This is a genomic window from Nocardioides sp. J9, from assembly GCF_007829375.1.
Lineage (GTDB): Bacteria > Actinomycetota > Actinomycetes > Propionibacteriales > Nocardioidaceae > Nocardioides.
Window position 1 is genome coordinate 44,929 of the sequence record NZ_VLJQ01000063.1, and the last position, 12,201, is coordinate 57,129.

The 12,201-nt window shown below is 71.7% G+C and carries 12 protein-coding genes; 6 read left to right on the forward strand and 6 right to left on the reverse strand.

Annotated features, from left to right (window positions below; all coding sequences use genetic code 11):
* Positions 1–8: 8 nt before the first annotated feature.
* The 3 genes from L615_RS08725 to L615_RS08735 are packed head-to-tail and all read right to left on the reverse strand — an operon-like array spanning position 9 to position 3,795.
* Positions 9–1,529 (reverse strand): AMP-binding protein, encoded by a 1,521-nt coding sequence (locus L615_RS08725; protein WP_028654096.1) that lies wholly within the window; start codon positions 1,527–1,529, stop codon positions 9–11.
* Positions 1,526–2,569 carry an acyl-CoA dehydrogenase family protein gene (locus L615_RS08730; protein ID WP_145724814.1) on the reverse strand — a complete coding sequence of 348 codons (1,044 nt, stop codon included), beginning with the start codon at positions 2,567–2,569 and terminating at the stop codon, positions 1,526–1,528. The genes L615_RS08725 and L615_RS08730 overlap by 4 nt, the downstream gene beginning before the upstream one ends.
* A 29-nt stretch (positions 2,570–2,598) precedes the next feature.
* Positions 2,599–3,795, reverse strand: a complete 1,197-nt coding sequence (locus L615_RS08735) for an acyl-CoA dehydrogenase family protein (protein WP_028654094.1) — start codon at positions 3,793–3,795, stop codon at positions 2,599–2,601.
* A gap of 83 nt (positions 3,796–3,878) precedes the next feature.
* Here L615_RS08735 and L615_RS08740 point away from each other — a divergent pair, with 83 nt between their 5' ends.
* Genes L615_RS08740 through L615_RS08755 form a run of 4 tightly spaced genes read left to right on the forward strand, consistent with a single transcriptional unit; the run spans position 3,879 to position 6,959 of the window.
* Positions 3,879–5,027 carry a Rieske 2Fe-2S domain-containing protein gene (locus tag L615_RS08740; RefSeq protein ID WP_028654093.1) on the forward strand — a complete coding sequence of 383 codons (1,149 nt, stop codon included), beginning with the start codon at positions 3,879–3,881 and terminating at the stop codon, positions 5,025–5,027.
* A gap of 13 nt (positions 5,028–5,040) precedes the next feature.
* On the forward strand, positions 5,041–5,343 hold the full coding sequence (locus tag L615_RS08745; RefSeq protein WP_028654092.1) for a hypothetical protein: 303 nt from the start codon (positions 5,041–5,043) through the stop codon (positions 5,341–5,343).
* A 35-nt stretch (positions 5,344–5,378) separates the two neighbouring features.
* Positions 5,379–6,476, forward strand: coding sequence for a ferredoxin--NADP reductase (locus L615_RS08750; protein WP_028654091.1), 1,098 nt, complete (start codon positions 5,379–5,381; stop codon positions 6,474–6,476).
* Positions 6,477–6,527: 51 nt separating this feature from the next.
* The gene (locus tag L615_RS08755; RefSeq protein WP_145724815.1) at positions 6,528–6,959 is read left to right on the forward strand and encodes an SRPBCC family protein; all 432 of its coding nucleotides are present in this window, start codon (positions 6,528–6,530) and stop codon (positions 6,957–6,959) included.
* Positions 6,960–6,973: 14 nt separating this feature from the next.
* Here the strand turns inward: L615_RS08755 and L615_RS08760 are convergent, their stop codons facing one another.
* Positions 6,974–8,914, reverse strand: coding sequence for a GMC family oxidoreductase (locus L615_RS08760; protein WP_145724816.1), 1,941 nt, complete (start codon positions 8,912–8,914; stop codon positions 6,974–6,976).
* Positions 8,915–9,148: 234 nt separating this feature from the next.
* Here L615_RS08760 and L615_RS08765 point away from each other — a divergent pair, with 234 nt between their 5' ends.
* A complete protein-coding gene (locus L615_RS08765; RefSeq protein WP_028654088.1) occupies positions 9,149–9,352 on the forward strand; it encodes a cold-shock protein in 204 nt (67 codons plus the stop codon).
* A 96-nt stretch (positions 9,353–9,448) separates the two neighbouring features.
* On the forward strand, positions 9,449–10,066 hold the full coding sequence (locus L615_RS08770; RefSeq protein ID WP_145724817.1) for a DNA-3-methyladenine glycosylase I: 618 nt from the start codon (positions 9,449–9,451) through the stop codon (positions 10,064–10,066).
* Here L615_RS08770 and L615_RS08775 read toward each other — a convergent pair.
* Together L615_RS08775 and L615_RS08780 are read right to left on the reverse strand one after the other, a co-directional pair.
* On the reverse strand, positions 10,041–10,493 hold the full coding sequence (locus L615_RS08775) for a cupin domain-containing protein (RefSeq protein WP_145724818.1): 453 nt from the start codon (positions 10,491–10,493) through the stop codon (positions 10,041–10,043). The genes L615_RS08770 and L615_RS08775 overlap by 26 nt on opposite strands.
* Positions 10,494–10,752: 259 nt before the next feature.
* Positions 10,753–11,814 carry a hypothetical protein gene (locus L615_RS08780; protein ID WP_145724819.1) on the reverse strand — a complete coding sequence of 354 codons (1,062 nt, stop codon included), beginning with the start codon at positions 11,812–11,814 and terminating at the stop codon, positions 10,753–10,755.
* Positions 11,815–12,201: the final 387 nt, after the last annotated feature.

Below are 12,201 nucleotides of genomic sequence, written 5' to 3' on the forward strand. Positions count from 1 at the left end.
GGCCTGCCTCAGCGGTACGACGTGCCGCGCTCCTCGCGCACCCACGCCGTGCCCGGGGCCGGCACTCCCTCGGCGGACAGGGCGCGCTTGAGCACCTTGTTCGTCGCCGTCCGCGGCAGGTCGTCGACGACCCGCACGTAGCGGGGCCACGCCTTGGGGGAGAGGTCGCCCTGGGCATCGAGGAACTCCTCGAGCCCGTCGGGGGTCAGCGGGCCGCGCAGCACGAGCGCCGCGGCGACCTGGTCACCGACCTTCTCGTCGGGCACGGCGTGGACCGCCGCCTCGGCGACCGCGGGGTGCCGCAGCAGGATCCGCTCGATCGGTGCCGCGGCGAGGTTCTCCCCGTCCACCCGCAGCCAGTCACCGGTGCGGCCGGCGAAGTAGACCCAGCCGTCGGCGTCGCGGTAGGCGAGGTCGCCGGACCAGTACATCCCTCCCCGCATCCGCTCGGCCTCGGCGGCGTCGTCGTTGTAGTAGCCCGCGAACGCGCCGCGGCCGGTGGTGTTGACCAGCTCGCCGATCGCCTCGTCCGGGTTGAGCAGCCGCCCGGCGGCGTCGAACACCGCGTCCGGCACCTCCTCGGCGGTCTCGGGTGAGAGCACCTTGACGCCGTCGAGCGGCATGCCGAGCGCACCGGCCGGCATCCCCGGCCGGCGCTGCACGATGACGGCGTTCTCGGTCGAGGAGTAGGAGTCGACCACCTCGCAGCCGAAGCGTCGGCCGAACTCGACGATGTCGGCGTCGTTGGCCTCGTTGCCGAAGACCAGGCGCAGCGGGTTCTCGGTGTCGTCGTGCTGCTCCGGCGTCGCCAGCACGTAGGTCAGCGGCTTGCCGACGTAGTTGGCGTAGGTCGCGCCGAAGTCCCGGACGTCGCGCAGGAAGCCGCTCGCCGAGAACGGCGCGACCGCGAACGTGGAGCCGTTGGTGAGTGCCGGCGCCCACCCGGCCATCACGGCGTTGGAGTGGAACATCGGCATCGAGACGTAGTGCACGTCGTCCGGGGTGAGCCCGAGCCGGCCGACGAGGTGGGTCCCGGGTCCGGTGACCTTCTCGTGGGTGACGCGGACCGCCTTCGGCGAGCCGCTCGTGCCGCTGGTGAAGATCAGCATGAACAACGCGTCGGGACCCAGGCCGGAGGCGGCCGGCGGAGCCGCCTCGTCAGGGCTGGCAGGACCGGCCAGCGCGGCGAGGGCGCGGTCGGGGGAGTCCACCACCAGCTGGCAGTCGGCGCGCTGTGCGTCGGCGTCCAGGGCCGCGCCCCGCCGGGTCGTGTTCAGCCCCACCAGCACGTGGCCGCCGAGCCCGGCCGCGGCGAGGTGGAGCGCGAAGGCGGGTCCGTTCGGCAGCAGCACGCCCACGTGCGGCGGTCGAGACGGGTCGAGCCCCGCCTCGAGGTCGGCGGCGAGCCGGGTCGCCGCGGCGACGTACTGTCGCCAGGACAGCTCCCGCACCGCGCCGGCGTCGTCACGCCAGCGCAGTGCGGGGCGGTCGTCGTCGGCGCGGGCGAGGAGGAGGTCCCGGACCGTCACGCGAAGGTGCGGCCGATGGCCAGGGCCTGCTCGGTGGCGCCGCCGAAGAGGAACTCGAAGCGCTTGCCGCTGGTGAAGTAGCGGTGCGCCTCGCCGTCGAGGTCGATGCCGACGCCGCCGTGCACGTGGACCGTGGTGTGCGCGATCCGGTGGCCCGCGTCGGCCGCCCACAGCTTCGCCGTGGCGACCTCGGTCGCGGCCGGCAGGCCCTCCTGCAGGCGCCACACGGCCTGCCACAGCGTGAGCCGCTGCCCGAGGACATCGATGAACCCATCGGCGAGGCGCTGCGAGACGGCCTGGAAGGTGCCGATCGGGCGTCCGAACTGCTCCCGCGTCTTCGCGTAGTCCGCGGTGAGGCGCAGCGCCCCCTCGGTGACGCCGAGCTGCTCGGCGGCGGCGAGCGCGACCAGCAGCTGGCCGAGGCGGGCCGCCGCGGTCGCGTCACCGACGCGGGTCGACGGGGCACCGGCCAGGGTGACCATCGCCGCGACGTCGCCGTCGCTGGTGTGCTGGGCGACCCGCTCGACGCCGGTGGCGGACACGTCGACCAGGTGGACGGCCGGGCCGTCGGGGCCGGTCGCGGTGACGAGCAGCGCGTCGGCGGCCATCCCCGCCCGCACCAGCGTCTTGGTGCCTGTGAGCGCGCCGTCGGCGGTGGCGGTGACGGTCGGCACGGCCGGCAGGTGGGTGCGCTCCTCGGCGACCGCGGCGGCGTACACACCGGCGTCGGGTGCCACGCCGTGCTCGGCGAGGAGGGCGGTGCAGGAGCCGTGCACGGCCAGCGGCACCGGAGCGACCCGCTTGCCGACCTCGACGAGCACGCGGGCGAGCTCCACCAGGCCGAGGCCAGCGCCGCCGTGCTCCTCGGGCAGGTGCAGCGTCAGCAGGCCGGCGTCGTCGAGCTCCTTCCAGAGCGCAAGGTCGAACCGGTCGCCGCCGGCCTCGACCTGCTTGAGCCGGTCGTTCGTCGTGCGGTCGGCGAGGATCTGCGCAGCGAGCTCCGCGGCCTCGTCCTGCTCGGGGGTGAAGAGGAAGTCCATCTCGTGTCCTGTCTCGTCGGGCTCGGGGCTCAGGCCCGCTTGGCCGCGGGCAGGCCGAGGCCGACGTAGCCGATGATGTCGCGCTGGATCTCGTTGGTGCCGCCGCCGAAGGTCATCACCAGCGACGAGCGGTGGTAGCGCTCGAGGCGGCCGGCGAGGACAGCACCCGGGGAGTCGCCGGTCACCCCGGCGTGCGGGCCGACGACCTCCATCAGCGAGCGGTAGACCTCGGTCGCCAGCTCGGAGCCGTAGATCTTGGTGGCCGACGCCTCGGCCGGCGACAGGGCGACGCCGTGGTCGGCATCGGCGGCCAGCTTCCAGTTGATCAGGGTCAGCGCCTCGATCCGGGCGTGCGCCCGCCCCAGCGCGACCTGGACCCACTCGGTGTCGATGACGCGCGCGCCGTCCGGGTTGCGGGTCTCGGCCGCCCACTGCTTCACCAGGCCCAGCGAGTGCTGCAGCGGCGCCGCGGAGGTCAGCGCCACCCGCTCGTGGTTGAGCTGGTTGGTCATCAGCGCCCACCCGCCGCCGCGCTCGGCGACCAGGTTGGACGCGGGGACCCGGACGTCGGAGTAGTAGGTCGCCGAGGTGCCGACCCCGGCCACGGTGTGGACCGGGGTGTACGACACGCCGGGGGCGTCCGCCGGCACCAGGATCATCGACAGGCCCTTGTGGCGCGGGGCGTCGGGCTCGGTGCGGCACGCCAGCCAGATCCAGTCGGCGTACTGGATCAGCGAGGTCCACATCTTCTGGCCGTTGATCACCCACTCGCCGGTGGACTCGTCGAGGACGGCCCTGGTCTTCAGCGACGCGAGGTCGGTGCCGGAGCCGGGCTCGGAGTAGCCGATCGAGAAGTGCAGCTCGCCGGCGAGGATCTTCGGGAGGAAGTACTCCTTCTGCTCGTCGCTGCCGAAGCGCATGATCGTCGGGCCGACGGTGTTGAGCGTCAGGTAGGGGATCGGCACGCCGGCGATGGCGGCAGCGTCGGTGAAGATCAGCTGCTCCACCATCGAGCGCGCCTGGCCGCCGTACTCCTTGGGCCACCCGATGCCCAGCCAGCCGTCCCTTCCGATCTGGCGGATGACGTCCTTGTAGACGCCCGCCTCGCCGAACTCTCCGGTGGCCGACGCCAGGCCGGCGCGGATCTCGGGCGTCACGAGCTGTGCGAAGTACTCACGCAGCTCCTCGCGCAGCGCTACCTGCTGCGGCTCCAGGTCGATGTGCATCGGATCTCCTGCGACGATGGTTCCGGGCGCGTCGTGGCGCCTGGTTGTTGTCACCCTAACGGCAAAACTGTAACGTGTTCTACATGAGCGACACCCGACTTCTCGACCAGGGCACTGCGCCGATCCGCTTCGCGCGTGGGTGGCACTGCCTGGGGCTGGCCTCGGAGTTCTCGGACGGCAAGCCGCACGCCGTGCACGGCTTCGGCACCAAGCTCGTGGTCTGGCAGGACTCGAAGGGCGGCCTCAACGTCCTCGACGGCTTCTGCCGCCACATGGGTGGCGACCTGACCCAGGGCGAGGTCAAGGGCGACAACGTCGCGTGCCCGTTCCACGACTGGCGCTGGGGCGGTGACGGCAAGTGCAAGGAGATCCCCTACGCCCGGCGGGTCCCGCTGCGTGCGCGCACGCAGCGCTACGAGACCGTCGTGCGCAACGGCCAGCTGCTCATCTGGCACGACCCGGAGGGCGCGGCGGCCGATCACGACCTGCTGCCGCCTGAGCTGCCGGACGTGATGACCGACAAGTACACGCCGTGGTCGTGGCACCGTCGCGAGATCAACGGCTCGCACTGCCGCGAGCTCATCGACAATGTCGCGGACATGGCGCACTTCTACTACGTGCACTTCGCGTTCCCGACGAGCTTCCGCAACGTCTTCGAGGGCCACACCGCGACCCAGTTCATGGAGTCGAAGGGCCGCCCCGACACCGCCGCCGGCGGGTACGGCGACGAGAACTCGATGCTCAAGTCGGTGGCGACCTACTACGGGCCGTCGTACATGATCAACTGGCTCGAGGTCGACTACAAGGGCTTCATCACCGAGGTCATCCTCATCAACTGCCACATCCCGACCGGGCCGGAGTCGTTCACGCTCCAGTACGGCATCAGCGTGCGCAAGCCCGAGGGCCTCGACGAGAAGACCTGCGCCTATATCGCCGAGCGCTACACCGAGTCCTTCGGCGACGGCTTCCTCCAGGACGTCGCGATCTGGGAGAACAAGGTCGCCGTCCAGAACCCGCTGCTCTGCGAGGAGGACGGCCCGGTCTACCAGCTGCGTCGCTGGTACGAGCAGTTCTACGTCGACGTCGCCGACGTGAAGCCGGAGATGGTGGACCGCTTCGAGTTCGAGGTCGACACCACCAAGGCCAACGAGTACTGGCAGGCCGAGGTCGCCGAGAACCTCGCCCGCCGGGCGGCCGCCGAGGCCGGGTCCACCGCGTCTGCGGACGCCTGAGGCCGGCGTACCCATGGCTTCCTTCGTCCCGACCAGCGAGGAGACCCTCGCCGACCTCCGACGCTACACCGAGGAGCGCCTGGTGGAGGTCGCCTGCCTGGATTGCCTGGCAAGGGTGCGGGTCAAGAAGAACAGCGAGCACCACACCTCGGTGCAGTGGTCGACCCAGGCCCGCGCGGACTGCCAGGAGTTCCAGCGACGCGGCACGGCACCCGGAGGGCGGGACGTGCACCAGCCCTGCCCCCGGATGATGGCTAGCATCGACGAGGCTGTTCGGGCCGGTGATGTCCCGATCGGTGCCCACGACGGGTACTGAGCGCCCGCCCATCTCATCTTTTCCCAGGGAGTGTTGTGGACATCGAGTCCTTCGTCCTCGACGTCGTCGACGTGGTCGAGGAGACCGCCGACGCCAAGTCGATCAGCTTCGCCGTGCCCGCAGGGGCGGAGGAGAAGTTCGCCTACAAGCCGGGCCAGTTCCTGACCGTCGCGGTCCCGAGCGACCAGACCGGGATCGCCGCCCGCTGCTACTCCCTGTCCAGCAGCCCGCACGACGGCGGGCCGCTGACGGTGACCGTGAAGCGCACCGCCGACGGCTACGCGTCGAACTGGATCTGCGACAACCTCTCGGTCGGTGACACCCTGCGGGTGCTGCCGCCGTCCGGCATCTTCACGCCGGCCTCGCTCGACGCCGACCTGCTGCTGTTCGCCGGCGGCTCGGGCGTCACGCCGATCATGTCGATCACGCGCACGGCGCTCGCCGAGGGCAAGGGCCGGGTCGTGGTGTTCTACGCGAACCGCGACGAGCAGTCGGTCATCTTCGCCGCCGAGCTGAGCCGGCTCGCCGCCGAGCACCCGGACCGCCTCCAGGTGATCCACTGGCTGGAGTCCGTGCAGGGCCTGCCGACGCAGGATCAGCTCAAGGCCTTCGCTGCGCAGTACGGCGGCTGGGACTCCTTCGTGTGCGGCCCGGCGCCGTTCATGAAGATGGTCACGACCGCGCTCAAGGAGCTCGAGGTCCCGCGCAGCCTGCGCCACCAGGAGAAGTTCGTCTCCCTCGGCGGCAACCCCTTCGGCGACCTCGCCGAGCTCGAGCAGGCCGAGAACGAGATCGCCCTCGCCGAGTCCGACGACGACGGCGCTGCCGCGGACGTCTTCTCCGACGCGCCCGCCGGTCCGGTCAAGGTCGAGGTGGAGCTCGACGGTGAGGAGTTCACCTTCGACGACTGGGACCCGCGCACGAAGCTGCTCGACTTCCTCGAGAGCAAGGGCGTCAAGGCGCCGTACTCCTGCCGCGAGGGGGAGTGCTCTGCGTGCGCCATCCGGCTGCTCGAGGGTGACGTGAAGATGCTCTACAACGACGTGCTCGACAAGGACGACCTCGAGGACGGCATCCGCCTCGGTTGCCAGTCGGTGCCCCTCACCGACCACGTCAAGATCACCTACAGCTGACGGGCCTGCCGGGTTCCGGCTGGACCGCGGGCGGGCGGGTACCACCGCCGCATGCCGACCGTCGAACGCACGATCACCGTCGCCCGCCCCGTCCAGCTGGTCTGGGACTACCTCACCGACTTCACGAGGACCGAGGAGTGGGACCCGCCCACCGTCTCGACCGCCCGCACCTCCGGTGACGGCGGCGTCGGGACGACCTACCACAACGTCAGCAAGATGGTCGGCCGCGAGGTCGAGGTCGACTACGAGGTCACCCGCTTCGAGCCACACCGGGTCTTCGAGCTCGTCGGCGAGGCCAACGGCGTCACCGTGACGGACACGATCACCTTCGAGTCCGGCCAGGAGACCACGACGGTCACCTACCACTCCGAGTTCGCCCCGCACGGGGCGGCGAAGCTCGCGAACCCGCTCATCGCCGGCGCCATCGAGGTCCTCGGCTCGCGGGTCTCCTCCAGCCTCGAGGAGCGCCTGCTCGCGCTCTGAGCCCCTTCTGCGGCTCAGGTCAGCCGTGCCGCCAGGCGGGTGGCGTTCATGTGCGCGATGGACTCGATGGAGATCATCGGGTTCACGCCGGACGCGGTCGGGAAGCAGGAGGCGTCGGCGACGTACAGGTTCTGCACGTCCCACGTCTGCCCGTCGGGGTCCACGGCCGAGTCGGCCGCCGAGCCGCCCATCCGGGCGGTGCCCATGATGTGCAGCGCGGCGAGCGCCATCGTCGCCGGCGCGGCGCCGGCAGCGCGCAGGTCGGCCTCGAAGGTGGAGATCGAGCCACGCCTGCCCGGCTCGTAGCTGACGGTCCGGTGGTGGGTCGAGGCGATCCAGTCGGCGCCGGCCGCCTCGGCGATCCGCGCGCCGCCGACGAGGCCCTGCACGAGGTGGTCGGTGTCGCGCGGCGAGAGCTGGTAGCGCACGACCGGCTCGCCGTCACGCCCGATGCGCACCGTGCCACCGGGGTCGCGGTCGCGGACGATGACGGCGACGCCCAGGGTGTGCTGGAGCTCGACCATGCGGCGCCGGAAGTCGTCGGCGCCGCGCCAGTTGACGAAGCCGGTGCCGAACGCCGGCGTGAGCGGTGCGGTCTCGTAGAGGACGCCGTACCCGCTGCCGTCGAGGTCGGTGAGCGCGTCGACGTACCTGCTCTGCATCGCGCCGMCCCAGCCGTCGACCGGCTCGGCCATCCGGCCCCACACTGCTGTCGCGGGGTGCAGGCGCAGGTAGCGGCCGATGTTGGCGTTGGTCAGCCCGCTGCGCTGGAGCAGCGCGGGCGTCTGGATCGCCCCGGCACCGACCACCACGGCCCTGGCCCGCACCCGGACCCGGTGCCCCTCGGCGGTCTCGCCGACCACGCCGGTCGCCCGGCCGAAGCTGGTGCTCACCGTCCGCACCCTGACTCCGGTGAGGATCCGAGCCCCGGCGTCGGCGGCGTCGGCCAGCCACGTCTTCGCGGTGGACTGCTTCGCACCGAGCCGGCAGCCCATCCCGCAACGCCCGCACTCGACGTCCTGGTCGCAGCCCCGGACGTTGCGCGGCATCGCGGCGACGTCCCACCCGAGCGCCCGCGCGCCGCGCTCGAGGATCGCGTCACGCGGGGCGGCCTTGTCGTGCTCGGTGTTGACGCCGAGCCGCGCGCACACCGCATCCATCGACGCGGTGTACTCCGGGCCGGAGAACTGCGTCGCGCCGAGCCCCGCCCACTCCGCGCGCACGTGGTCGGGGGTCCGGAAGGAGGTCGTGTAGTTCACGACCGTGCCGCCACCGAGGCCGCGGCCGGCGACGAGCTGCACCTGTCCCTCGGCCGTGGACTGCGGGGCGAGGGCGTAGAGCCCGAGGAAGCCGGTCTCCTCGCCGCCGTCGAAGTGCCGCTCGTCGTGGAAGCCGCCGGCCTCGAGGACCACGACGTCGAGCCCGGCGGCCGCGAGCACGCCGGCCGCCGTACCGCCACCTGCGCCGGAGCCGACGACCACGACGTCGCAGGCGAGGTCGGTGTCGCGGGTGACCGGGACCGGGGCGATCGTCGCCGCCGGCGGGTCCGGGCGCTTCCCGAGGGGGCCGGGGTAGCCGATCTCGTCCCACACGGCCGCCCCGCCGGTCATGTAGTAGGGGAGCAGGGAGGCGCTCTTGAGCCCCTGGAACAGCGCCCGCTTGGCGCCGACCCGCGAGTCGGACAGCGACAGCAGCGCCGCCTCCCGCTCGGCCTGGCTGAGCTCCGAGAAGCGCCGGGGGCGGCCGGTCAGCGCGACGCCGAAGGCGCGGGTGTCCCACACGTCGAGGAGCGCCTTGAGCTGGCGCACCTCGCCGGCTCGCGGGTTCGCCTCCGCGATCCGGAGCGCGAGCTCGTGGGAGCCGACCTGGGTAGGTGACGGCACGCCGCCCCCGCCGGTCGCGAACGTGTCGGCGATGAGGCCCATCGCCCGTACCTGTCGCGGGGTGAACGCCATGGACAGACACTAGGGCCGGGGATGGTGCCACGCGAGCACATCACTGGTAGCGTCATGGGTGTTGAAGGGGACCGACTCGTCGGCCCTGTCCCGTTGCCAGGCCATCCTGCTGGCAATCGGAATCACTGTTGTAGCTCCACCTGGTCATTCCACGAGGCGCGTTTTCAGTTGGCTTCAGCCCGCGCGTCCATCAGGCCCGCGCGGCTTCCGGGATGACACACAAGGAGTAGAAAAATGGCAGTTGGCACCGTGAAGTGGTTCAACGACACCAAGGGCTTCGGCTTCATCGCGCAGGACGGCGGCGGCGCCGACGTGTTCGTGCACCACACCGGCATCGCCGGCACCGGCTTCAAGTCGCTCGCCGAGGAGCAGCGCGTCGAGTTCGACGTCACCCAGGGCCAGAAGGGCCTGCAGGCGGAGAACGTCCGCGCGATCTGATCCCAGATCACCCGCTGGTCCCAGGTCACACGCTGACCTGACGATCGGCAGCGGTCGCAGACCATCCTGTCGGGGTCGGGTGGCACAGTTCGTCGCATGACGAACGTGCTGCCCGGCCCCGACGGGCATTTGCGCTGTGCGTGGGCCGTCTCGGCCCCTGAGTTCCCGGCCTACCACGACACCGAGTGGGGCTTCCCGGTCGTCGAGGACCGCCGCCTCTTCGAGAAGGTCAGCCTCGAGGGCTTCCAGTCCGGCCTGAGCTGGCGCACCATCCTGGTGAAGCGCCCGGCCTTCCGCGCCGCCTTCGCCGACTTCGACTTCCACGTGGTCGCGGGGTACGACGAGCAGGACGTCGCCCGGCTGCTCGGTGACGCCGGCATCGTCCGCCACCGCGGCAAGATCGAGGCGGTCGTCAACAACGCCACCCGTGCCCTCGACCTCGTCGAGGAGCGGGGCTCGCTGGCGGCGTACTTCTGGTCGTTCGAGCCACCGCTCGACGAGCTCGGCGAGCCGCAGTCGCTGACCACGTCGCCGTCGGCGGTCGCGATGTCGAAGGACCTCAAGAAGCGCGGCTGGCGCTTCGTCGGCCCGACCACCGCCTTCGCCTTCATGCAGGCGATGGGCCTGGTCAACGACCACGTCCAGGGCTGCGTGACCCGCGCCGAGGTGGCCCGGGCGCGGGCGCGGTTCACACCGCCGGCGCAGCCATCCTGACCCCGTGCCGCGCGGTGACCTCGAGGATCGTGCCGATCGACTCCTCGACAGGCCGGTCGGCCGGCACGGACGCGGCGAAGTCCGCGAAGAACCGGCCGGCGCCGTCCCCGGAGGTGATGCCGACGAAGCGGGCGCTCTCCCCGACGACCTCGAAGGTGCTCGGCGTGCCGGCAGGGAAGACGACCACCCCGCCCGGCTCGACGTCGTGCTCCTGGCCGTTGACCGACGCCCGGACGCGTCCCTCGACGAGGTAGAGGACCGCGGACCACGGCGAGATGTGCGGCGGCGAGGGCGGTGCGGCGTGCGCGACGATCTCGAACACCTCGAAGGCGCCCTGCTCGTCGCGGACCGCGACCTTGGCGACGTGGTCGCCGTCGGTCATGCGGTGGTGAGTGCCCTCTCCGGGCCGGAGGTGGGTGGCGTCCATCGGTGCGCTCCTGTGTCGGGTGGTCACGGTCCCTGCCACTGTCCGCCGCGTCGGCCTCGGCCGCATCGGTGCTGGCCCCCGAACCTGTCGAGGGTTGTCCCTCAGACGGTTGCGCAGGCGCGGGGCGGGTACCGCGTCCTTGCTGGCGCCAACGACGTCGCCGGCAACCTGGCCCGCAGGGATTTGCCGATGAAGAAGCCGCTTGCCGCGGCGACCGGTTCGACTCCGGTCTGGGCCGCCGACGCTGGACCGGGGCCGGTCAGACCCCGCCGTAGGGCCGACCGCCCTCGACGAGCAACGTGGCGTTCTCGCCCTCGACGTCCTCGCTGTCGTCGGTCTCGACCACCGGGCTGACCGGGGTGCACTCCAGCGAGTCCAGCTCGCACGAGACGACCTGGCGCGCGCGCAGGTTGTTGACCGGGTGCTCGGCGACGATCCTCTCCGCGACGCCGAAGAAGGTGTCCTCGTCCGTCCACCCCACGAGCGTGAAGTGCCGCCACGGCGCCCCGATCTCGCGCTGCCGACCCGTCGCGGCGTCGTACACGACCGCCGGGGTGGGCCAGACGCTGGTGTCGAAGATCGTGCTCCGGTCGGGGGAGAGGATGCCGAGCCGGTCGATCCGCGAGTCCGCCACCTGCCGCTCGCGGCCGTTCCCGCGGAGGCCGACGCGGTATCCGTCGGGGAACAGCGTCTCCGCCCAGTCCTCGTAGACCGGGAGCCCCTCGGCGTCCTCCGTCGTCGGCGTCACCGATCCGACCGCGAGGTCGATCGTGGCGTCGTCGTAGAACACGTGCTCCGTGCTGACCCCCTCGAGCAGCGGCATGATCTCGCCGTAGAGGTCAGCCAGGTCGTCGCCGTCGTCAGGCTCCTCGTCCGGCGTCCGGTAGAGCTGCTCCCCGGTGCGGGTGTCGAACACCGCCACCTGCATCACGTGCGTCCCGTACCGGTCCGTCGGCCCCCGCGACTGGTCCACCGTCGCCAGCACCGATCGGTCCGCCGAGACCGCGAGGTTGTCCCAGCCCACCTCCGCGACCTCCTCCGTCGCTCCCTCGGCACTGGTGAACATCAGCGTGTCGCCGCGCATCCAGTAGGCACCGGTGCGGCCGAGCACGAAGGTGTCCACCCGCTCGCCGAGCTCGACGCTCTCGTCCCCGACGTGCAACGTCCCCGCGTGGAACCACGCCGGCGCCGTCACGTCCCACTCCGTCGCCCCGACCGGCAACGCCCACGGCGCTCCTGTCGGCTCCGAGGAGCTCGACTCGCCGCACCCCGCAAGGGCGAGGGAGGCGGACAGGATCAGCAGGAGGCCCCGAGTGCGCACCGGACCATCGTGGCACCTGTCGTGTCGCTGGTGTTGGCCGCCGCGCACCGCGGGTGCGCGACTCCCGTCGTGGAGCATGGCCTCCCGGTGGTTGGGCGCTGTCGTGGTTGGTGTCGGCGGCCGCGCACCGTACCGCCGCTTCGTGGGAGGTCATGCGGATAGTGGGCTCCAGGCCGCGGAACGCATGACGTCCCCGTGCTCTGTCTCCCGGTGGTTGAGGTGCGACAAGCGCCAGAGAGGAGCGTCGAAACCTCCGGGCCTGCGAGGCGGACTGTGCCCGGCAGAGTCCGGTGGACCGTGGCCACTGGTTTCGAGGCTCGGCGCTGGGCGCCTCGCACCTCAACCAGCGGCAAGTCGGTCGGCGCTGGGGCGCCTCGCACCTCAACC